This is a genomic window from Streptantibioticus cattleyicolor NRRL 8057 = DSM 46488 (assembly GCF_000240165.1).
GTDB lineage: Bacteria > Actinomycetota > Actinomycetes > Streptomycetales > Streptomycetaceae > Streptantibioticus > Streptantibioticus cattleyicolor.
In genome coordinates this window covers 5614616-5634821 of record NC_017586.1, presented here as the reverse complement: position 1 = coordinate 5634821, position 20206 = coordinate 5614616, and the positions used below count along the sequence as shown (strand labels likewise).

General features: G+C 75.3%; 21 protein-coding genes. 6 read left to right on the top strand and 15 right to left on the bottom strand.

Annotated features, from left to right (window positions below):
• Nucleotides 1-192: 192 nt before the first annotated feature.
• A complete protein-coding gene (locus SCATT_RS24680; protein WP_014145922.1) occupies nt 193-1269 on the bottom strand; it encodes a PLP-dependent cysteine synthase family protein in 1077 nt (358 codons plus the stop codon).
• A 158-nt stretch (nt 1270-1427) separates the two neighbouring features.
• Between SCATT_RS24680 and SCATT_RS24675 the strand changes: the two genes are divergently transcribed.
• The 3 genes from SCATT_RS24675 (at nt 1428) to SCATT_RS24665 (ending at nt 3283) form a co-directional block, all read left to right on the top strand.
• Complete coding sequence (locus SCATT_RS24675) at nt 1428-1982, top strand: sugar O-acetyltransferase (RefSeq protein WP_014145921.1); 555 nt, start codon at nt 1428-1430, stop codon at nt 1980-1982.
• A 63-nt stretch (nt 1983-2045) separates the two neighbouring features.
• Nucleotides 2046-2945 carry an SRPBCC domain-containing protein gene (locus tag SCATT_RS24670; protein ID WP_014145920.1) on the top strand — a complete coding sequence of 300 codons (900 nt, stop codon included), beginning with the start codon at nt 2046-2048 and terminating at the stop codon, nt 2943-2945.
• 125 nt (nt 2946-3070) lie between these two features.
• Nucleotides 3071-3283: a DUF1918 domain-containing protein gene (locus SCATT_RS24665; protein WP_014145919.1), complete on the top strand. Its 213-nt coding sequence runs from the start codon at nt 3071-3073 to the stop codon at nt 3281-3283.
• Nucleotides 3284-3328: 45 nt separating this feature from the next.
• Here the strand turns inward: SCATT_RS24665 and SCATT_RS24660 are convergent, their stop codons facing one another.
• Nucleotides 3329-4576 carry a glycoside hydrolase family 10 protein gene (locus SCATT_RS24660; protein ID WP_014145918.1) on the bottom strand — a complete coding sequence of 416 codons (1248 nt, stop codon included), beginning with the start codon at nt 4574-4576 and terminating at the stop codon, nt 3329-3331.
• 337 nt (nt 4577-4913) lie between these two features.
• On the opposite strand from SCATT_RS24660, the gene SCATT_RS24655 reads away from it, so the two are divergent.
• On the top strand, nt 4914-5381 hold the full coding sequence (locus SCATT_RS24655) for a DUF6314 family protein (protein WP_014145917.1): 468 nt from the start codon (nt 4914-4916) through the stop codon (nt 5379-5381).
• A gap of 110 nt (nt 5382-5491) precedes the next feature.
• Nucleotides 5492-6427: a 3-hydroxybutyryl-CoA dehydrogenase gene (locus SCATT_RS24650; RefSeq protein WP_014145916.1), complete on the top strand. Its 936-nt coding sequence runs from the start codon at nt 5492-5494 to the stop codon at nt 6425-6427.
• Here SCATT_RS24650 and SCATT_RS24645 read toward each other — a convergent pair.
• From SCATT_RS24645 to infC, 9 genes are all read right to left on the bottom strand, one after another.
• Entirely contained in the window at nt 6415-6735 is a 321-nt protein-coding gene (locus SCATT_RS24645; RefSeq protein ID WP_014145915.1) for a hypothetical protein, read from the bottom strand. The genes SCATT_RS24650 and SCATT_RS24645 overlap by 13 nt on opposite strands.
• Nucleotides 6736-6852: 117 nt before the next feature.
• Nucleotides 6853-8079, bottom strand: a complete 1227-nt coding sequence (locus tag SCATT_RS24640) for a PP2C family protein-serine/threonine phosphatase (RefSeq protein ID WP_014145914.1) — start codon at nt 8077-8079, stop codon at nt 6853-6855.
• Between the two features lie 180 nt (nt 8080-8259).
• Nucleotides 8260-10788: a phenylalanine--tRNA ligase subunit beta gene (gene pheT / locus SCATT_RS24635; protein ID WP_014145913.1), complete on the bottom strand. Its 2529-nt coding sequence runs from the start codon at nt 10786-10788 to the stop codon at nt 8260-8262.
• Nucleotides 10788-11915 carry a phenylalanine--tRNA ligase subunit alpha gene (gene pheS, locus SCATT_RS24630; RefSeq protein WP_014628634.1) on the bottom strand — a complete coding sequence of 376 codons (1128 nt, stop codon included), beginning with the start codon at nt 11913-11915 and terminating at the stop codon, nt 10788-10790. The genes pheT and pheS overlap by 1 nt, the downstream gene beginning before the upstream one ends.
• 154 nt (nt 11916-12069) lie before the next feature.
• Nucleotides 12070-13179, bottom strand: coding sequence for a sensor histidine kinase (locus tag SCATT_RS24625; protein WP_014145911.1), 1110 nt, complete (start codon nt 13177-13179; stop codon nt 12070-12072).
• 102 nt (nt 13180-13281) lie between these two features.
• Nucleotides 13282-14118, bottom strand: a complete 837-nt coding sequence (locus SCATT_RS24620; RefSeq protein WP_014145910.1) for a TrmH family RNA methyltransferase — start codon at nt 14116-14118, stop codon at nt 13282-13284.
• 133 nt (nt 14119-14251) lie between these two features.
• Nucleotides 14252-14635: a 50S ribosomal protein L20 gene (gene rplT / locus SCATT_RS24615; RefSeq protein WP_014145909.1), complete on the bottom strand. Its 384-nt coding sequence runs from the start codon at nt 14633-14635 to the stop codon at nt 14252-14254.
• A gap of 97 nt (nt 14636-14732) precedes the next feature.
• Nucleotides 14733-14927, bottom strand: a complete 195-nt coding sequence (gene rpmI, locus SCATT_RS24610; protein ID WP_014145908.1) for a 50S ribosomal protein L35 — start codon at nt 14925-14927, stop codon at nt 14733-14735.
• A 117-nt stretch (nt 14928-15044) separates the two neighbouring features.
• Nucleotides 15045-15719 carry a translation initiation factor IF-3 gene (gene infC / locus SCATT_RS24605; RefSeq protein WP_014145907.1) on the bottom strand — a complete coding sequence of 225 codons (675 nt, stop codon included), beginning with the start codon at nt 15717-15719 and terminating at the stop codon, nt 15045-15047.
• Nucleotides 15720-16042: 323 nt separating this feature from the next.
• Between infC and SCATT_RS24600 the strand changes: the two genes are divergently transcribed.
• Entirely contained in the window at nt 16043-16414 is a 372-nt protein-coding gene (locus SCATT_RS24600; protein ID WP_014145906.1) for a DUF1844 domain-containing protein, read from the top strand.
• Nucleotides 16415-16424: 10 nt separating this feature from the next.
• Here the strand turns inward: SCATT_RS24600 and SCATT_RS24595 are convergent, their stop codons facing one another.
• The 4 genes from SCATT_RS24595 to SCATT_RS24580 all read right to left on the bottom strand — a co-directional run bounded on the left by SCATT_RS24595 (nt 16425) and on the right by SCATT_RS24580 (nt 20146).
• Nucleotides 16425-17171, bottom strand: a complete 747-nt coding sequence (locus tag SCATT_RS24595; RefSeq protein ID WP_014145905.1) for an aquaporin — start codon at nt 17169-17171, stop codon at nt 16425-16427.
• A gap of 101 nt (nt 17172-17272) precedes the next feature.
• A complete protein-coding gene (locus tag SCATT_RS24590; protein ID WP_014145904.1) occupies nt 17273-18007 on the bottom strand; it encodes an SseB family protein in 735 nt (244 codons plus the stop codon).
• Between the two features lie 55 nt (nt 18008-18062).
• On the bottom strand, nt 18063-19244 hold the full coding sequence (mycP, locus tag SCATT_RS24585; protein ID WP_014145903.1) for a type VII secretion-associated serine protease mycosin: 1182 nt from the start codon (nt 19242-19244) through the stop codon (nt 18063-18065).
• A complete protein-coding gene (locus SCATT_RS24580) occupies nt 19241-20146 on the bottom strand; it encodes a hypothetical protein (RefSeq protein ID WP_014145902.1) in 906 nt (301 codons plus the stop codon). The genes mycP and SCATT_RS24580 overlap by 4 nt, the downstream gene beginning before the upstream one ends.
• Nucleotides 20147-20206 lie beyond the last annotated feature (60 nt).

Sequence of the window (20206 nt, the reverse complement as noted above, 5' to 3'; positions counted from 1 at the left end):
GGAGGGTCCCGCGTGGGTCCCGGAGGGTTCCGCGAGCCGCCGACTCCCTTACGGGAGACCGTGTTCGGTGACGGGGACGCGGGCGGCGCCCGGGGACCGGTCGACGGCGGCCACGACCCGTCGCGCGCCGCTGACCCCCTACGCCGTGCAGCCGTCCACGGCAGGGCTACGGGTGCAACCGGCCCGACTCCCTTACCCCACCCCGCCGTCCACGACCGGGCTACGGGCCGTGGACAGGAAGCGGTCGAGGGCGGCCTCGTACGGGTCGGGGGCGTGGGACCGGGCGGCGGGCACGGTGTCGTCGGGGCGGGCGCCGTCACCGGCGACGGCGACGACGCTGCCGGGGGTGCCCCGCTCGACCAGGCCGGCCACCAGGTGGCACAGGCCCCACAGGACGGTGCCGGTGGCCGGGCCGGCGGCGAGGCCGGCGGTCCGGGCGAGCCACCGTACCGCCGCCGGGCTCGCCGCGTCCGGGACGGGGATCACCAGGTCGACCACGCCCGGTTCGAAGGCGGGCTCGACACGGGGGCGGCCGATGCCGGGGATGCGGGAGGGCAGCCCGGTGGTGTAGTCGCGGCGGCCGAGGGTCCAGCCGGGGAAGTAGGCCGAGCCCTCCGGGTCCACCACGGCGAGCCGGGCGTCGTACCCGTGCCGGCGCAGATGGCGGCCGGTCGTCGCGGAGGTGGCCCCGGTTCCGGCGCCGGTGACGATCCAGCGCGGCACCGGGTGCCCGGTGCCGCGCAGTTGGTCGAAGATCTCGTCGGCGACGGTCGGCGCGCCGCAGCCCAGCACGGCCTGCGCGGCGTCGGCGAAGTGGTCCAGGGCGTGGCCGCCGAGGCCTTCGGCGACCTGGGCGGCCTCCCGCTGGAGGGCGGCGGGCGGCTGCTCGGCGGTGTGCCACCGTCCGCCGTACCGCTCGACGCCGTCCCGTACGGCCGCCGGGGTCCGCGCCGGCAGCACCGCGGTGAACGACAGCCCCAGCAGCCGCGCGAAGTACGCCCCGGCCACCGCGACCGGGCCGCCGGTGCCCGTGACCACCTCGGTCTCCGGGCCGATCCGCCCGGAGGCGATCGCGTGGCAGTACAGCGCGCGTACCAGGCGGTGCTTGACGGTGCCGGTGGGGTGCGCGGACTCGTCCTTGAGGTACACCTCGACGTGCCATCCGGCGGGCAGCGGCAGCCGGCGCAACGGGGTCTGCGCGCCGCCGCCCTCGGCGTGCAGCCGCCGGATCGCCCGCGCGGCCCAGGAGTTGACGTCCACCACGGTCATGACGGCACCCTAGTGCCGCGTCAGTCAAGGTTCGCCCGGTGAGGAGCGGCGTCCGGCGCGGTGCGTCGCGAGGCGTCGTGACGGGCGTCGTGACGGGGCGGACCCTGGCTGACGCGGCACCGGGCTCCGGCCCGGACGCTACCGACGAAGGGGAGACCGTGGGCGAGCAGAAGAAGCGGATGCTGGCCGGTGAGTGGTATCTGCCGGACGACCCGGAGCTGGCGGCGGAGTCGCTTCGGCGGGCCGAGTTGTGCGCGGCGTACGAGGCGGTGGCGCCGGCGGACGCGGCCCGGCGGGAGGAGATCCTGCGGGAGTTGCTGGGGTCGGTGGGCGAGGGGGTGCGGGTGCGGGCGCCGTTCCGCTGCGACTTCGGTTACAACATCACCATCGGGTCGGGCACGTTCGTCAATTTCGGCGCGGTCTTCCTGGACACCGGGCGGATCACGATCGGGGCCGACGTGCAGATCGGACCCAACGTGCAGGTGCTCACCCCGGTGCACGAGATGGATCCGGCGCGGCGCCGGGAGGGGTGGGAGAAGGGGGTGCCGGTGACCATCGGGGACAACGTCTGGCTGGGCGGCGGCGTGATCGTCTGCCCCGGGGTGACCATCGGCGCCGACACCGTGGTGGGCGCCGGATCGGTGGTCACCCGCGATCTGCCGCCGCGGGTGCTGGCGGTGGGCAACCCGGCCCGGGTGGTGCGGTCGCTATGAGCGGATGACGGAAACGGGGTACCCGGCGGGCGGAGGCCACCGACGCTCCGGGAGGACGACGCCATGGACGCCACGTTGACCACCCGGGACGGCCGCCCGGCGCTGCGGATGGCGCGGCGGCTGGACCGTCCGCCGCAGGAGGTGTGGCCGGCGCTGACCGAGGCCGACCGGCTCAGCCGGTGGTATCCGTTCCGGGTCCTGGTGGCCGAGCCGCGGACCGGCGGTGTCTTCCGGTTCGACGCCGGGCGCGGGGCGGGGTTCAGCGCGGTCGTGGACGAGTTGGATCCGCCCCGTTCGCTGGAGTTGCGGGTGCGCACCCCGCCGACGATGCCCCGGGAGGGCGAGGGCCGGATCCGTTTCGACCTGCTGCGGGAAGGGGCGCGGGGCACGCTGCTGGTCCTCACCCACCTCTTCGACGACCGGTACGCGGCGGCCGGCTACGCCGCGGTGTGGGAGCGTGCCGTGGACGCGCTGGCCGCGCTGGTGGACGGGCGTCCCGGGGCCGGCCCCGCGCCGGATCCGGTGCCGCCGGAGCTGCACGACGCGTACCTGACCCGGTTCGGGCTGGACGCGGGGCGGGTGCGGGAGGACACGGACGGGTGGCTGGTCTGCTTCGAGCGGCAGCTGACCCGTCCCACGGCGGCGGTGTGGGCGGTGCTCGGCGGTTCCGCCGAGGGGGCGCCGCCGGTCGGCGCGGAGCCGCCGGAGGGGTTCACCGCGCCTGGTGTGGTGCCCGGTCCGGTCACCGCGTGCGAACCGCCCGCGGTCCTCGAATACCTGTGGCGGGACGGGTCCGGCGAGCCGGCCGGGCGGGTGCGCTGGCGGCTCGCCCCGGGCAGCCGGCCGGGCGCCCGGCTGGTGCTCACCCAGTGCGGCCCGGCGGCGGTGCCGGAAGCGCGGGACGCGGCGCTGGCCGCCTGGCGGGAGCGGCTGGCGGCACTGGCGGCCCGGCTGCGCGGCTGACGGCGGCGCGGGTCCCGGACCGCCGCCCGCGCGCCGGGTGCACCCGGTGGCCACGTGGATAGACTGGGATATCGCGACGGACGTACGCCTTGACACAGTTCTCGTAACAGGCGGGAGGTCCTCTCATGAAGGCGCAGCAGGGCGACGAGCTGCTCCAGCACGGCAGGGTCGTGGGGCAGCGGGACCACGTCGGCAAGATCGTCGAGGTCCTGGGTACCGGAGGCGAACCGCCGTACCGGGTCAAGTTCGAGGACGGGCACGAAGGCGTGGTCTCCCCCGGCCCCGATTCCGTGGTCCGCCACCCCGCCCCCGGGGTGGGCACCCCCACCACCGGCTGACCGCGGCGCCGGGGACGGTGGGAGCCTTCCCCGGCGTCCGGCACGTCAGCGCGGCACCCGGGCCCGGGTCGGGTAGTGGTCGCGCACCACGCGGCGCAGCGCGCCGGTGGGGTCGGCGGCCACGTCCTTGGCGGAGAAGTAGGCGTTGCCGCGGACCTGCGGGTAGCGGGCGTCCAGGTCGAGGTGGCGGGTGAGTTCGGCCGGGTCGCTCCAGGCGCCGGAGCCGCCCTGTTTGTAGAGCGCCTCACCGATGTACAGGTGCGTCCGGGTGCCCTCGACGGTCCGCGCCCACCACGGGACGAGCACCGCGTAGTCGGCGGCGCCGGGCCCGATGCTCCAGTACAACTGCGGGCAGATGTAGTCGATCCAGCCCTGCCGCACCCAGGTGCGGGTGTCGGCGTACAGGTCGTCGTAGGACTGGACGCCCGCGGTGGTGGCCGAGCCGAGCGGGTCGCTGGAGCGGTTGCGCCACACGCCGAACGGGCTGATGCCGAAGCGGGTGCCGGGGCGGGTGCGGCGGATGCGTTCGGCGGTCTCGCGTACCAGCAGGTCGGTGTTGTGCCGCCGCCAGCTCGCCCGGTCCGGGAAGTCCCCGCCGTACGCGGCGTACGCGGCGTCGTCGTCGAAGGGCCGGCCGGCGACCGGGTAGGGGTAGAAGTAGTCGTCCCAGTGGACGGCGTCGAGCGGGTAGCGGGCCACCGCGTCCAGCATGGCGTCCTCGACGAACCGGCGGACCTCGGGGAGCCCGGGGTTGTAGTACAGCCCGCCGCCGTAGGCGACCACCCAGTCGGGGTGGCGGCGGGCCGGGTGCCAGGGGACGAGGGCGCCGGCGTCGGCGGTGTTGGCGACGCGGTACGGGTTGAACCAGGCGTGCAGTTCCAGCCCGCGGTCGTGGGCGGCGCGCACCGCGTACCCCAGTGGGTCCCACCCCGGGTCGCGCCCCTGGGTACCGGTCAGATACCGCGACCAGGGCTCGTACCGGGACGGCCAGAAGGCGTCGGCGGCGGGTCTGACCTGGAGGATCACCGCGTTGAGCCGGCGGGTGAGCGCGGTGTCGAGGAGGGTGTCGAGTTCGGCGCGCTGGCGGTGGGCGGGCAGTCCGGGCGCGGAGGGCCAGTCGATGTTGGCGACGGTGGCGACCCACATGCCGCGGAACTGCTCGGGCCACCGGCGGTGGCGGGCGGCCGACGCCTCGGGTGCCGGCCCCGCGGCGGCCAGCAGGGTGGCCGCCGCGGCGGTGGCGAAGCGCCGGCGGTCGATCGGACGGGTACGGGCCGTGCCGGTGTCGTGCATGTCAGCCCCCTGACGTGGCGTCATGTCGGCGTCCCTCGCGACCGGTTCCTGGTGCCGCGTCAGCCGGGGTTTGCCCGGTGAGGAGCGGCGTCCGGTGCGGCGCGTCGCAAGGCGCCGGATCGACCTCGTAGTGGGCCTACTCGGTCGGTCCGGCAACGCCGCGAGGCGCCGTGCCGGGCGTCGCGACGGGGCAAACCCTGGCTGACGCGGCACCAGGGGGTCCGGGCGCGGCGGGCACGGTGGTGTGCCGATGGTAGGGCCGCGGCGGGGGCCGGGCGGTGGTACGGCACGGGGCGCGTCGCGCCGGGCGGTTAGGCTCGGTGCGGGAGGCGAGGTGATGGCGGTGGCGGCGCGGGGGTACGAGGGCGGCCCGGGGTATCCGGTGGCGGACGTCCTGGGGTATCTGGAGGGGCGCTGGCGGGTGGAGCGCGAGGTGCGGGACCTGGACGCGGGCGCCACCGGGGTCTTCCGCGGCACGGGGGTGTTCGTCCGCGAGGCACCGGGCGGGGCGCTGACGCACTCCGAGTCCGGCGAGTTCACCTGGGGCGGGGTCACCCGTCCGGCGTACCGTGGGCACCGCTTCGAGCCGGGTCCGGACGGCACGGCCCTGGTGTGCTTCGCCGACGGGCGTCCGTTCCACCCGCTGGACCTGCGCGAGGGCCGGTGGACCGCCGATCACCCGTGCTCCGCCGACCTGTACCGGGGCGAGTTCGAGGTGCTGGGGCCGGACCGCTGGCGGGTGGTGTGGACGGTGGCCGGACCCGCCAAACGGCTCTCCCTGGCGACCTGGCACGACCGGATCTGACCCCGGCTACCGTGCGGTAGGGTCGGCCCCGGGCGGCCGGGGCCCACGCGGCGGACCGTCCTTCGTCCACCCCATGACCGGGGCGGCAGAGCTCGAAGGAGAGATCAGTCATGAGCGAGGCAGGCCAGGCCGCCGGACCGCGGCCGACCGCGGCGCACGCGACGCCGCAGGGCGGTGCGGAGCCCCCGGGCGGGGACATCCGGAACGTGGGTGTCGTGGGCTGCGGGCAGATGGGCGCCGGCATCGCCGAGGTGTGCGCCCGGGCCGGTCTTGAGGTCATGGTCGCCGAGACCACCGGCGAGGCCCTGGAGCTGGGCCGCACCCGGCTGATCAACTCCCTGGAGCGCGCGGCGGAACGCGGCAAGATCACCGTCGCCGAGCGGGACGCCACCCTGGACCGGCTGTCGTTCACCACCGACCTCGGCGAGTTCGCCGACCGCGATCTGGTGATCGAGGCCGTGGTGGAGAACGAGCAGGTCAAGACCGAGATCTTCCAGGTGCTCGACCAGGTGGTGACCCGGCCGGACGCCATCCTGGCCTCCAACACCTCCTCCATCCCGCTGGTCAAGCTGGCCGTCGCCACCTCGCGGCCGGACCATGTGATGGGCATCCACTTCTTCAACCCGGCGCCGGTGCAGCGGCTGGTGGAGCTGATCCCGGCGCTGACCACCGGTGAGCAGGCCCTGCTGCGCGCCGAGAAGCTGGTCACCGACACCCTGGGCAAGCACGCCATCCGCGCCCAGGACCGTTCCGGTTTCGTGGTCAACGCGCTGCTGGTGCCGTATCTCCTCTCGGCGATCCGGATGTTCGAGTCGGGCATCGCCACCCGGGAGGACATCGACAACGGCATGGAGCTGGGGTGCGCCCACCCGATGGGCCCGCTCAAGCTCGCCGACCTGATCGGCCTGGACACCATCGCGGCGATCGCGGACAGCATGTACCACGAGTACAAGGAGCCGCTGTACGCCGCTCCCCCGCTGCTCCAGCGCATGGTGGAGGCGGGCCGGCTGGGCCGCAAGTCGGGGGCCGGGTTCTACCCGTACTGACCGGCGCCGAGGCCGTCGGCCACGGGGAGGAGGACGACCCGGTGGGCGACGGCGTCCATGGCCGGGTCGGTGCCGTCGCAGGCGGCGACCACGGGGGTGCCGGTGTCGGCGAGCGCCCGCAGGGCGGCCCAGCAGGGGCCGGGGCGCTGCGGGGCCTCCACCCGGTGGGCGCCGGTGCCGCCGAGCGCGTGGAGCAGGGCGGTGCGGGCCGGCCCCGCCGGGCCGACGACCACCAGCAGTTCCGCCCCGGCCGGGGAGACGGACGGTGCCGGGCCGAGGGCCGGGCCGACCCCGAGAGCTGTAGCCATACGCACCCTTTCCGGTGATGTGAGGGGTTTGCCCTACATCTACCAACGCGGCGGCGGTTCGGCGCTCCGGCGCACCGCAAACGGCGTCACCACGTCACCCTGGGCGCGACCCGGTCGTCAGACCCGGTACCGGTGCGGCAGCAGCGGGGCGGCCCTGCTCTGCGCGGGCACCCGGACGTCGCGGCTGAGCACCAGCACCGCCACGTCGTCCGCGAGGCGTCCGGCGGCGTGCCGCAGCAGGGCGGCGCGTACCGCCTCCACCAGCAGCGGTGGGGAGAGGGCGCCGTGCCGGAAGGCGGCCGGGGCGGCGGCGGCCAGTTCGCGGTGGAGCGGGAAGAACGCCCCCGAGGCGTCCCGGGCCTCCACCGCGCCGTCGGTGTGCAGGAAGAGCGCCTGGCCCAGGGCGAGGCGTCCGCGTTCGGCCGCCATACGGGCCGCGCGCAGCTCGCACAGGCCGAGCGGGGGGTGCGGTTCGGCGGTGGAGAGCGGCACCACCCAGGGCGCCGGGCCGTGGCCGCCGCCGATCAGATAGGGCCAGGGGTGGCCGCAGTTGAGTACCGACAGGGCGCCGTCGGAGCCCACCTCCAGCAGCAGGAGGGTGGCGAACTCCTCGGCGGTGGACTCGGCAGCCCCGTCGTGCGTCCGCTCGCGCAGATGGCGGGCGAAGGCCCGGTCGAGCCTGGCCAGCACGCCGCCGAGGTCGGCCTCGTCGTGGGCGGCCTCCCGGAAGCTGCCGAGCAGGGCGGCCACCGTGCCGATCGCGGCGAGGCCGTGGCCGCGGACGTCGCCGAGGACGGCCCGCACCCCGTAGGGCGTGGACAGCACCTCGTACAGGTCGCCGCCGACCTGGGCGCCACGGCTCGCCGACAGGTAGTCGCCGGCCACCGCGAGCCCCTCCAGCCGCCCCGGCAGCGGGCGCAGCACCGCCTGCTGGGCGGCGGCGGCGATCTCCCTGGTGCGCTCCAACTCGCCCACCAGCCGCGCCCGTCGGCCGGCGATCAGGAAGTGCGCGGTGATCACGGCCACCACGGTGAGCGCCGTGCCGATCCGGGAGGCCGCCTCGTAGGGCACGGTGGGACGGAGCGGCACCAGGGCGAGCACCGCGCACCCCGCGGCGAGCACCGCGCAGTGCCGGCGGCCACCGCCGACGCAGGCCATCGCCGGCGCCACCGCGAGCAGCGGCACCAGGCGGTCACCGCCGGGGGCCACCGCCTCCAGCGCCACCACCACGGCGATCCATGCCACCGGCACGGCCCGCAGCCACCCCCGCCACCGGCCGGCCCTCGTCCCCGGCCCGGCCCCGTCCTCGTCGCACACCCCGGTCGCGCTGCTGGTCGGGATCATTCCGACGGCTCCCCCTCGCAGCCGGTTACCTGATGCGTGGGACCGATTCTTACGACGGTATGCAGCGGAGCGAATACGCTGCGTAGGCAATTCACCCTAACGAGTGAAAGCGAAGGAGCCCGGGGTTTGCCCCCGGGCTCCTTCGCCGACCGTGGTGCCGACGTGCTGCGGCAGCGGGTCCTACGCCCCGCGGAGCACCGCGTTCACCCGGCGGCCGGCCTCGGCCACCGCCGCGTCCCGGGCCGCGGTGGCCTCCTCGGCGGTCAGCGTGCGCTCGGGCGACCGGAACCGCAGCGCGTACGCCAGCGACTTGCGGCCCTCGCCGATCTGCTCGCCGGTGAAGACGTCGAACAGCCGCAGGTCCTCCAGGAGTTCACCGGCTCCGGCGCGCAGCGCGGCCTCGACCTCTCCGGCCGGGACGGCGGCGTCCACCACCAGGGCGACGTCCTGGGTGGCCACCGGGAAGGTGGAGACCCGGGGCGCCGTCAGCGGTCCGCCGGCGGCGCTCTCCAGCAGCTCCAGGTCGAGCTCCATGGCGCAGGTGCGCTCCGGCAGGCCGAGGGCCTTGACCACCCGCGGGTGGAGCTCTCCGGCGTGCCCGAGGACGACCTCCGCGCCGTCGACCACGGCGCTCAGCGCGGCGCACCGCCCGGGGTGCCAGGGGGCGTACTGGGCCTGGCGGACGGTGAGTTCGACCTGGGCCTCGCGGGCCACGGTGCGGGCCGCCTCCACGGCGTCCGCCCAGGTCGCCGGGGTGCCCTTGCCCCACCAGCCGGCCCGCTCGCGGGCACCGGCGAGCACCACGGCGACGTGCCGCGGCTGGGCCGGCAGCGCCGCGTCGAGGGCGGCGATCTCCTCGTCCGAGGGGCGGTGCTCGACCGAGAGCCTGGGCGGCAGCGGCTCCTGGCCGGTGGGCCGGAAAACCAGGCCGGTCTCGAAGAGCGCCAGGTCGTGCGAGCCACGCCCGTCGTTGCGGCGCAGCGCCGACAGCAGCCCCGGCAGCAGCGTGGTGCGCAGCCCCGGCTCCTCGTCGGAGAGCGGGTTGACCAGGCGCACGGTGCGGCGACGCGGGTCGTCCGGCTCCAGGCCGAGCTGGTCGAGGACGGCGTCGCCGAGGAACGGGTAGTTGAGCGTCTCGACGTAACCCGCGCCGGCCAGCGCGCGACCGACGCGGCGGTGCAGCAGCTGCGAGCCGGTCAGCCCACGGCCGGTCGGCAGCTGCGGCAGGGTCGAGGGCAGGTTCTCGTAGCCCTCCAGCCGGATGACCTCTTCGGCCAGGTCGTTGGGGTCGCGCAGGTCGGGGCGCCAGCTCGGCACGGTGACGAGGAGTTCGTCGGTGCCGTAGACGTCGCAGCCGATCTCCTGGAGCCGGCGCACCACGGTCTCGCGGCCGTAGACGGCACCGGCGACCCGGTCGGGGTGGTCGGCGGGGATGGTGATGGTGCGTGGCGCGGAGGGCGAGATGACCTCGGTGACGCCGCTGTCCGCGGTGCCGCCGGCCAACAGCACCAGCAGGTCGACGGTGCGCTGCGCGGCGGCCGAGGCGGCCTGCGGGTCGGTGCCGCGCTCGAAGCGCCGGGCGGCCTCGGAGGAGAGCTTGTGCCGGCGGGAGGTACGGGCGATGGCGACCGGGTCGAAGTGGGCCGCCTCGATGACCACCTCGGTGCTGGCGCCGTGGTCGTCGATCTCGGTGCCGGCGCCGCCCATCACCCCGGCCAGGCCGATCGGCCCGGTGTTGTCGGTGATCACCAGGTCCTCGGGGTCCAGCGTGCGCTGGGCGCCGTCGAGGGTGGTGAGCTTCTCGCCCGGCTGCGCCCGGCGCACCCCGATCGGGCCGTCGAGCCGGCCGCGGTCGTAGGCGTGCAGCGGCTGGCCGAGTTCGAGCATCACGTAGTTGGTGACGTCGACGGTGAGCGAGACCGGGCGCATGCCGGCCTTCTGGAGCCGGCGCTGGAGCCAGATCGGGGAGCGGGCCTGCGGGTCCAGGCCGGTCACCGTGCGGGCGGTGAAGCGGTCGCAGCCGATCGGGTCGGCGACGGCCACCGGGTGGCCGAAGGAGTTGGGGGCGGGCACGTCCAGCAGCGCCGGGTCGCGCAGCGGCAGCCCGTAGGCGATCGCGGTCTCCCGGGCGACGCCGCGCATGGACAGGCAGTAGCCGCGGTCCGGGGTGACGGCGATGTCGAGGACCTCGTCCACCAGCTCCAGCAGCTCGATGGCGTCGGTGCCGGGCTCGTACTCCGGCGGCAGCACGATGATGCCGTCGTGGTCGTCGCCCATGCCCAGCTCGCGGGCGGAGCAGATCATGCCCTCGGAGACCTTGCCGTAGGTCTTGCGCGAGGAGATCTGGAAGTCGCCGGGGAGCACGCCGCCCGGCAGGATCACCACGACCTTGTCGCCGACGGCGAAGTTGGTGGCACCGCAGACGATGTTCTGCGGCTCGCCGGTCCCTCCCCCAGAGCCTCCGGCCTGGGAGGTGCCCCCCGCGTCGCCGACGTCCACCTGGCAGTAGCGGATCGGCTTCTTGAAGCCGGACAGCTCCTCGATGGCGAGCACCCGGCCCACCACCAGCGGGCCCTTGAGGCCGGCGCCGAGCTGTTCCACCCGCTCGACCTCCAGGCCGGCCGAGACCAGCTTGGCCTGCACGTCCCGCCCGGTCTCACCGGCCGGCAGGTCGACGTACTCCCGGAGCCACGAAAGCGGCGCCCGCATCAGATCTCCATCCCGAACGGAAGGGTGAAGCGCACGTCACCCTCGACGATGTCTCGCATGTCCTCGATGTTGTGGCGGAACATCAGCATCCGCTCGATGCCGAAGCCGAACGCGAAACCGCTGTACTTGTCGGTGTCCACACCACAGGCGCGCAGCACCCGGGGGTTGACCATGCCGCAGCCGCCCAGCTCGATCCAGCCCTCGGAGGAGCAGGTGCGGCAGGGCCGGTCCGGGTTGCCGACGGATTCGCCGCGGCAGACGTAGCAGACCATGTCCATCTCGGCGGACGGCTCGGTGAAGGGGAAGAAGTTGGGCCGCAGCCGGGTGGTCATGCCCTCGCCGAAGAGCGCCTGCACCATGTGGTCCAAGGTGCCCTTGAGGTCGGCCATGGTCAGTCCCTCGTCCACGGCGAGCAGCTCGACCTGGGTGAAGACCGGGGTGTGGGTGGCGTCCAGCTCGTCGGTGCGGTAGACGCGGCCGGGGCAGATCACGTAGACCGGGGGCTCCCGGTCGATCATGGAGCGGATCTGCGAGGGCGAGGTGTGGGTGCGCAGCACCACCCCGCTCTCCTCGTCCTTGGCCTGGCCGTCGCGGCGGACGAAGAAGGTGTCCTGCATCTCCCGGGCCGGGTGGTCCGGCGGGAAGTTGAGGGCGTCGAAGTTGAACCACTCGGCCTCGACCTCGGGGCCCTCCACGACCTGGTAGCCCAGGGCCACGAAGACGTCCGCGATGCGGTCGGCGAAGGTGGTCATCGGGTGGCGGGCACCGGCCGGGCGGCGGTCGTACGGCAGCGTGACGTCCACCGCCTCCTCGACCAGCACCCGGGCGTCGCGCTCGGCCTCCAGCTCCTCCTGGCGCTTCTTGAGGGCCTGGTTGACCGCGCCGCGCGCCTGGCCGACCCGCTTGCCGGCCTCGGCCTTGGCCTGCGGGGGCAGCGCGCCGATCTCCCGATTGGCGAGCGCGAGCGGCGAGCGGTCCCCGGTGTGGGCGGTTTTCACCTCGCGCAGCGCGTCCAGGTCACCCGCGGCGGCGATGGCGGCGATCGCCTCGTCGCGCATCCGCTCGACTTCTTCTGGTTTCAATGCCTCGACCTCGACAGGGTCGTACGACTTGTTGGGTGCCGACATCTCTTCCCGTGCTTCCGGTTGCTGGCGCGCGGCCTGTGCCCGGCCGTGGACGGCCGAAGGGGCCAAAGGCCGAGTCTACTGGGCCGGGCGGGCGGCGCCGGACCCGGCGGGGGCCGGGCCGCCTTCCGCCGGGCGCCCGCCGGGTCCGGTGCCGTCAGGACATGAAGGCGGGCGCCCCGGCGGGCAGGACGAATCGGAACTGGGCGCCGCCGCCGGGGGCCCGGCCGACGGTGATGGTGCCGCCGTGCGCCTCGACGATGCCCTTGACGATGTACAGGCCAAGCCCGGTGCCGCCGCGCTTGTTGCCCCGCCAGAAGCGGGTGAAGACGCGGTTCATCGACTCCTCCGGGATCCCCGGCCCCTCGTCGCTGACGGTCACGGACGTGCCCGGCCGGCCCCGCTCCTGGGGCGGGCAGGGCGCCAGGTCGATGGTGACGGTCCCCTCGCCGTGGCGCACCGCGTTCTCCAGCAGGTTGCCGAGCACCTGCTGGATCTTGTCGGGGTCGGCCCACAGCACCGGCAGTTCGCCGGCCACCCGGATCCGGAAGCGGTCCGCGGCGGCGCCGGCGGCGATCTGCGCCTCCACGTTGCGCCGGACCGCGGCGGCGATCTCCACCGGCTGGCGGCGCACCTCCAGGCGGCCGGAGTCGATGCGGGAGATGTCGAGGAGTTCGGCGATCAGCCGGGTGACCCGGTTGGCGTCGGCGTCCACCGTTTCCAGCATCACCTTCTTCTGGTCGTCGGTGAACCGCTCCCACTTGGCCAGCAGGGTGGCGGTGAACCCCTTGACGGAGGTCAGCGGGGAGCGCAGTTCATGGGCGACGGTGGCGATCAGCTCGGCGTGGCTGCGTTCGGTGCGCCGCCGGGCCTCGGTGCCGCGCAGCGCGACGACGACCTGGCGGACCGGCCCGGTGGGGCGTTCGCGCACGTAGCGGGCGGAGACCAGGACCTCCCGGCCGCCGGGGAGCAGCAGGTTGCGTTCCGGGTGGCCGATCCGGATGGCCAGCCCGCGGTACGGGTCGGTCAGCGGCCACCAGCGGCGTCCCTCCAGGTCCTCCAGGGGCAGCGCGCTCTCCAGCGGGCGGCCCACCACGTCGGAGGGGCGCAGCGCGGTGATCCGGGCGGCGGCGGCGTTGAAGCAGACCACCCGGCCGTGCTCGTCGGCGACCACCAGGCCGTCCGGCAGGTCGTCGGGGTGCACGGCGAGGCCGCCCGGCGCGGCGTACGGCACCACCGGCACGGTCAGCGGTGTTGTGACGTCCATCCCCGTGCGTACCCCCTCTCGGGCCGGCCTCGCAGGTCGGGCTCGGCCCCGCTTCGGCCGCGGCCGGTGCCGCTCCCTGGGCGTCCGCCTCGGGCCGCCACCCTACCGGGCGGAGGGGACGGTGCGGCACCCTCCGGGGGCGCGCTGGGCGCGCGCGGAGGCGTACAGGCACACGGCGGCGGCGGTGGCCAGGTTGAGGCTCTCGGCGCGCCCGTGGATGGGGACGCGCACCACCTCGTCGGCGAGGTCCCGGGTCTGCTGCGGCAGCCCCCACGCCTCGTTGCCGAAGATCCAGGCGGTGGGGCCGCCCATGGCGCCCCGGTCGAGCTCGGCGTCGAGGTCGCGGTCGCCGGCGCCGTCGGCGGCCAGCAGCCGCACCCCGGCGGCGCGCAGCCCGGCGACCGCCCGCTCCACCGGCACCCCGACCGCCACCGGCAGGTGGAACAGGCTGCCCACGGAGGCGCGGACCGCCTTGGGGTTGTACAGGTCCACCGAGGCGTCGGTGAGCACCACCGCGTCGGCGCCGGCCGCGTCGGCGCAGCGCAGCACCGTTCCGGCGTTGCCGGGGTCGCGGACGTGGGCGAGGACGGCCACCAGGCGCGGCCGGGCGTCCAGGATGCGCTCGAAGGGGACGTCGAGGAAGCGGCACAGGCCGACGATGCCCTGCGGGGTGACCGTGTCGCAGATGGCGGCGACCACCTGTTCGGTGGCGGTGAGCACCGGGACGCCGGCCGCCCGGGCGGCGTCGACCACGTCCGCGTGGCGTTCGGCGGCCTCGGGGGTGGCGTAGACCTCGACCAGGTGGCCGGCGGCCTCCCGGACGGCCTGCGGACCCTCGGCGATGAACCGGCGCTCCTTGCCGCGGAAGCTGCGCTTGGCCAGCCTGCGGGCGGCGGTGACGCGGGGGGATCGCAACGAGGTCAGCTCGGGGCTCGCCATGCGGGGTGCTCGTTTCGGGTCGGACGGAGTACTCGGTGCGGACGGAGTACGGGGCGGGGGCGGTGGCGCCGGGCGGACAGCACACGGACCCGCAGGCGGATGCCTGCGGGTCCGGAAGGAGCGCCTGGGTGGGTCAGGCGGCCTTGGGGGCGTTGACGTCGCTCGGCAGCGCCTTCTGGGCCACCTCGACCAGAGCGGCGAACGCGCCCGCGTCGTTGACCGCCAGCTCGGCGAGGATCTTGCGGTCCACCTCGACGCCGGCGGCCTTCAGACCCTGGATGAAGCGGTTGTAGGTCATGCCGTTGGCGCGGGCGGCGGCGTTGATCCGCTGGATCCACAGCTGCCGGAAGTCGCCCTTGCGCTTCTTGCGGTCGTTGTAGTTGTAGACGAGTGAGTGGGTGACCTGCTCCTTCGCCTTGCGGTACAGGCGGGAGCGCTGGCCACGGTAGCCGCTGGCCTGCTCGAGGATTGCCCGGCGCTTCTTGTGGGCGTTCACTGCCCGCTTGACGCGTGCCACTTGGTTACTCCTTGGATGGGACCGCGGGGGTACTCACGCGGTCCGAAACGTTGTCGGTCCCGGTCTGCTGGGCGCGCCCCGGTGCGGGGCGCGGCCGTCACTTGCCGAGAAGCTTCTTGATCTTCTTGGCGTCGGCCGGGGCCATCTCGGTCGTGCCGGTCAGGCGGCGCGTCAGGGTGGACGACTTGCGCTCGAGCAGGTGGCGCTTGCCGGCGCGCTCACGCAGCACCTTGCCGGAGCCGGTGATCTTGAACCGCTTGCTCGCACCGCTGTGCGTCTTGTTCTTCGGCATGGCGCCGTAGTCTCCTCGTCGCTGGCCCTCCCGCCCGCCGTCAGAACGGGCGGAGAGCGTCAGAACTGCATGCTTTTGCGTGACCCGGGATGCGGGACCCCGGGATTCGTACGGACCTCAGCCGGCGTCGGCCGGGGCGTCCTCGGACGCCTCCTCCTCCTGCTGCGGCTGGCGACCGGCCTTGCGGGCGGCCTGCGCCTCGCGGGCCTCGGCCATCGCCTCGGTCTTCTTCTTGTGCGGACCGAGAACCATGATCATGTTCCGGCCGTCCTGCTTCGGGTTGGACTCCACGAAGCCGAGATCCTGGACGTCCTCCGCGAGCCGCTGGAGCAGCCGGTAGCCCAGCTCGGGGCGGGACTGCTCACGGCCACGGAACATGATCGTGATCTTGACCTTGTCGCCCTGCTTGAGGAACCGGACGACGTGACCCTTCTTGGTGTCGTAGTCGTGCGGGTCGATCTTCGGCCGGAGCTTCATCTCCTTGATGACCGTGTGCGCCTGGTTCTTGCGCGCCTCACGGGCCTTCATGGCCGACTCGTACTTGAACTTCCCGTAGTCCATGAGCTTGCACACGGGGGGTCGGGCGGTAGCCGCGACCTCGACCAGGTCCAGGTCGTACTCCTGTGCGAGCTCCAGGGCCTTGGCAAGCGGCACGATGCCGACCTGCTCGCCACTGGGACCGACGAGTCGCACCTCGGGGACGCGAATCCGGTCGTTGATGCGGGGCTCGGCGCTGATGGGGCCTCCTCGGTTGCACCACGCGGCCGTCTGGCGGACAGCCGCGCCCTTCAAGTCTTCGTCTCGACCCCGCCCCCGGAACGCACGAAACGCCCCGGACGGACACAGGCGGGGCTCCGTACAACCGGGAGCACCGCCGCGTTTGTTCCGCGGGGCGCATCGGCAGCTTGGGCGCACGCGGCGCCGACTGCCTGACCGGAACCCGCCGACCCGAAGGCCGGTCAGGTGGGAGGGGAGCTCCACTTGCGGGCCGGACACATGGTGTGACCGGCCGGTCGATCTCCAAGCATAGCAGTGACCCGGCGTGGCCCCCAATCGCCGGTCCGGCCCGCCGCCCGGTCGCACACCCGAACGGCTCTGGGCCTATCGTGGGCCTCATGAGCGACCCGATCTCCCCGGCCCCCGAGTCCGTCGAACCGGACTTCGACACCATGACGCGTGACATCGCGGACGTGCCCGCGGTCGAGGTGATCACCACCGTCGCCGTGCACCTGATGAGCGCCGCGGCGGTCAATCTGGGGCTCGCCGAGGACGGCGCCGACCACAAGGACCTGGACGAGGCCCGCAAGCTGATCACCGCGCTGGCCGGGCTGGTGACCGCCGGCGCCACCGAGATCGGCTCCTACCACGCCGCCCCGCTGCGGGACGGCCTGAAGTCGCTCCAGCTCGCCTTCCGGGAGGCCTCCGTGGTCCCCGACGAGCCGGGCCAGGGCCCCGGCGAGAAGTACACCGGCCCGGTCCTGGGCTGACCGCGCCGCCTCAGCGGGGCGCCTCGTCGGCGGCCACCGTCCCGGCGACCCCCGCTCCCCCTCCCCCGTCCCGCGCCGCCTGCCAGGAGCAGGCCGTCCGGTACGCCAGCGCCGCCAGCGCCGCGCCGGCCAGCGGGGCCACCACGAACAGCCACAACTGCGTCAGCGCCGCCCCGCCCGCGAAGAGCGCGGGGCCCAGACTGCGCGCCGGGTTGACCGAGGTGCCGGTCAGCGGGGCGCCGACCAGGTGGACGGCGGCCAGCGCGGCGGCGTAGGGCAGCACGGCCGACCCGGTCAGCGTGGTCCGCCGGGTGACCGCCAGCACCACGTACACCAGCAGGAAGGTCAGCACCAGCTCGGCCAGGAAGGCCCCGCCGGCGCCGATCCCCACCGCGGAGCGGTCCGCGTAGCCGTTGCTGCCGAAGGCGCCCTGGGTGCGCAGACCGGGCACCTGGCGGACGACCAGGTACAGCAGCGCGGCGCCGGTGACGGCCCCGAGCAGTTGCGCGCCCCAGTAGCCGGCCGCCCGGCGCACGTCCAGCCGCCCGGCGAGCAGCGTGCCCAGGGTGACCGCCGGGTTCAGGTGGCAGCCGGAGACCGGGCCGACGACGTACCCCAGCGCCAGCAGCGTCAGCCCGAAGGCCAGCGCGATGCCGAGGGTGCCGATGTACTCGCCGGCCAGCACGGCGGCGCCGACGGCGACGAAGACGAGCAGCAGGGTGCCGAGGAACTCACCGGCTACCGCGGGGCGGTCCATGGGCGTCTCCCGGGGACGGGCGGCATGGTCATCCGCCAGTCTCGGTCAGCCCGGCCACCCCCACATCTCGGCGGACCCCGGCGCGCGGGACCGCCGGCGGCTCAGCGGGTGAAGAGCGGTTCGCCGGGGACGGTGACGCCGGGCGGCAGCAGGGCCAGGTCCAGGCCGCGCACCAGCCGGCCGCGCAGCGTCTCGTCGGCGGCGAGCGCGGTGGCCACCGACTGGGCGACCGGGCCGGGCTCGGCACCCTCGGCCAGCACCAGGCCGACGGTGCCGTCGCTGTCCTTGGCGGGGACGAGGTAGGCGCGGACCACCGCGGACTGCGCGGCGATCACCTCCCGTACCGCCCGGCCGACCTCGGGGTCGGTGAGCGGGTCGAGGCGGTCGCGGCCGGCGGCCAGCGCCCGCAGCGCCGGGCCGGCCAGCGCGTAGGGCACCGGTCCGGCCATGTCGATCAGCAGCGTGTCGGCCCCCTCGTGGGCGAGCGCCTGGAGCGCCTGGCCCAGCGGGACGGCCACCGGGCGGGCGTCGGGGCGCCAGCGGGCCAGTGTCTGCGTCGAGGTGAACGCGGGCAGCGCCTTGCGTCCGTCGGGCGCCTGGATGGTGGGCACCGCCATCTCGCTGGACTTCTCCCGGCGCAGCCCGTCGGGGCCCTGCTCCGCCTCGCCGAGCACCGCCACCACCGGCACCAGCAGCCGGGCCCCGCGCAGCGCCGCGACCACCCGCGCCTCGGCGCCGCGGTCCGCCGCGTACGCGGTCAGCGCCGCCGCGAGCTTCGGGTCGGCGCTGCCGTCGTCGTCGGCGAAACCGGGGTCCGGGATGTTCTTGTCAGCCACCGCACGAGCGTATCGGCCGGGCGTCGCGGGCCGGGGACGGGGGCGGACGGGAGGTTCAGCGCCGCCGGCCGGCCGCCACCGCGCGCAGGATTCCGGCGGCCACCAGCAGCGCCAGCCCGGCCAGCGCGCCCGCCGTGGCGAGCGCGCCGGTGCCGGAGGCGGGCCGGGCGGCGGGCGGCGCGGCCTGCGGGCCGGGGCCGAAGTACCGCCGGGCGTAGCGGGCGACCGGCGGGGTCGGCGCCGCCGCGGTGAGCCGGGCCGCGGCGGCCAGCGCGGCGGGCGGGTCGATCATGCCGGTGCCCACCGCGTCGTCGCGCCCGTCCGCCGGGGCGTCCTGGGTGGTCGACTCCAGCACCTGTTTGACCTGGGCGGGGCTGAGCCGGGGGTAGGCGGAGCGGAGCAGCGCGGCGGTGCCGGAGACGTAGGCGGCGGCGGCGCTGGTGCCCCACCCCTCGTAGTAGCGGCGGTCCGGGTCGGCGATGACCACGTCCACCCCGGGCGCGCCGACCGCGGCGTACCAGCGGCGGGTGGAGAAGGCGGCCCGGCGGCCGTGCCGGTCGACCGCGGCCACCGCGATGACGCCGGGGTAGGCGGCCGGGTAGGAGACGGGGCTGCCGTCCTCGCCGCCGTTGCCGGCCGAGGCCACCAGGACGACGCCCTTGCCGAGCGCGTACTGCACGGCGTCGTCCTCGGCGGCGTCGGGGTGGGCGGAGTCGCTGTCGTCGCCGAGCGAGAGGTTGATGACGTCGGCGCCGTGGTCGACGGCCCAGCGGATGCCCTGGGCGAGGGCGCCGCCGCGGGTGGAGCGGGCCTGGCGGCGCTGCGGGTCGCTGTCCTCCAGGATCACCCGTACCGGCAGGATCCGGGCCTGCGGGGCGATGCCCATCACCCCGCTGTCGTGGCCGGGCCCGTGGCCGTGGCCGGCGATGATCCCGGCCATCGCGGTGCCGTGCCGGGCCCAGGAGGTGTCGCCGCGCCGGGCGCCGAAGCCGACCAGGTCGGTGCCGTCGAGCACGTTGCCGGTCAGGTCGGGGTGGGTGGCGTCGACGCCGGTGTCGAGGACGGCGACGGTGACGCCGGCGCCCCGGGTGGTCTCCCAGGCGGCCTGGGCGTCCAGGGTCTGCAACGGCCACTGCTGGTCCCGGATGGGGTCGGCGTGGACGGCGGCGACGGGCAGCAGCACGAGGGCGAGGGCGGCGAGCAGCGCGGTGAGCGCGCGGTGGGGGCGTACGGTCACCGGCGCGCTCCGAGGGTGCTCCGGTCCGCGGCGGCCTGGACCGCGTCGCCGAACGTCCGGGAGACGGCGTCGGCCAGCCCCTGCGCGTCGTGGCCGAGTCCGGCCTGGGCGGCCACCGAGGTCGCCCGCTCGGCGGTGGCCGCGGCGGCGGGCTGCGGGTCGGTGACGGGGCGTGCGTCGGCGAAGCCGCTGACCGCGTAGACCACGAACGGCAGGGTGCCGGATATGCGTACCGTCCAGCTGGCCCGCTGGGCGGGGCCGAAGCCGGCCGACAGGGTGCCGGGGAAGGCCACCGGACGGGGCATCAACTCCCGCCGGGAGCCAAGCCGTTGGGTGTTCCAGTGGTCCCGCAGCGCGGCGCAGGAGGCGGCGTCCGCGGTGGTGACGACCACGCCGACGGTGGTGACGTCGCTGGAGGTGGAGTCGGCGTAGGTGGCGCGCAGCAGCCGGGCGCAGCCGAGGGGGGCCAGCGCCCGGGCGAGGGCGGGGTCGAAGGCTCCGGCGCAGTCGCTGTCGGGGGCCACCCCGACGCGCGTCCAGGAGCGGTCGGCGCCGCCGGGTCCGGCCGCGCGGCCGGTGACGACCGGGGGGAAGAGGGTGTCGACCGGGACGCTGTGCCACACCGTGCGGGCGTCGGCGTAGGCGCGGGCGGCGGTGTCCCGGGCGGAGCTGGCGGCGGCCGGGTCGCCGCCGAGCAGGCGTCCGGCGGCGGCGCCGCCGAGCAGTCCGACGCCGAGCACCAGGCAGAGTCCGGCGGCGGCGCCCGCGCCGAACCGGCGGCCGGGCCGCTGCGGTGCCGGGGCGGCGGCCGTGGCCCAGGGCGGGGCGTCGCCGAAGGCGCCGTACGGGGCGGGCGGGGCGGCGGGCGGGGGTGGTGTCTCGCCGCCGACTCCGGTTCCCACCCGGTGCCCCCTCCTGGCCGGCGCGTGTGCGCGTCATGTGGTCAACACACCGGGTCCGCG

Coding starts and splice junctions, on each gene's coding strand:
- SCATT_RS24595 (WP_014145905.1), bottom strand. CDS start 17,171: ATGGACCGCCCCGCGGTAGCCGGTGAGTTCCTCGGCACCCTGCTGCTC.
- pheS (WP_014628634.1), bottom strand. CDS start 11,915: ATGTCGGCACCCAACAAGTCGTACGACCCTGTCGAGGTCGAGGCATTG.
- SCATT_RS24665 (WP_014145919.1), top strand. CDS start 3,071: ATGAAGGCGCAGCAGGGCGACGAGCTGCTCCAGCACGGCAGGGTCGTG.
- SCATT_RS24645 (WP_014145915.1), bottom strand. CDS start 6,735: ATGGCTACAGCTCTCGGGGTCGGCCCGGCCCTCGGCCCGGCACCGTCC.
- SCATT_RS24650 (WP_014145916.1), top strand. CDS start 5,492: ATGAGCGAGGCAGGCCAGGCCGCCGGACCGCGGCCGACCGCGGCGCAC.
- SCATT_RS24620 (WP_014145910.1), bottom strand. CDS start 14,118: ATGGCGAGCCCCGAGCTGACCTCGTTGCGATCCCCCCGCGTCACCGCC.
- SCATT_RS24600 (WP_014145906.1), top strand. CDS start 16,043: ATGAGCGACCCGATCTCCCCGGCCCCCGAGTCCGTCGAACCGGACTTC.
- SCATT_RS24625 (WP_014145911.1), bottom strand. CDS start 13,179: ATGGACGTCACAACACCGCTGACCGTGCCGGTGGTGCCGTACGCCGCG.
- rpmI (WP_014145908.1), bottom strand. CDS start 14,927: ATGCCGAAGAACAAGACGCACAGCGGTGCGAGCAAGCGGTTCAAGATC.
- SCATT_RS24655 (WP_014145917.1), top strand. CDS start 4,914: ATGGCGGTGGCGGCGCGGGGGTACGAGGGCGGCCCGGGGTATCCGGTG.
- SCATT_RS24660 (WP_014145918.1), bottom strand. CDS start 4,576: ATGCACGACACCGGCACGGCCCGTACCCGTCCGATCGACCGCCGGCGC.
- SCATT_RS24680 (WP_014145922.1), bottom strand. CDS start 1,269: ATGACCGTGGTGGACGTCAACTCCTGGGCCGCGCGGGCGATCCGGCGG.
- SCATT_RS24670 (WP_014145920.1), top strand. CDS start 2,046: ATGGACGCCACGTTGACCACCCGGGACGGCCGCCCGGCGCTGCGGATG.
- pheT (WP_014145913.1), bottom strand. CDS start 10,788: ATGCGGGCGCCGCTTTCGTGGCTCCGGGAGTACGTCGACCTGCCGGCC.
- SCATT_RS24640 (WP_014145914.1), bottom strand. CDS start 8,079: ATGATCCCGACCAGCAGCGCGACCGGGGTGTGCGACGAGGACGGGGCC.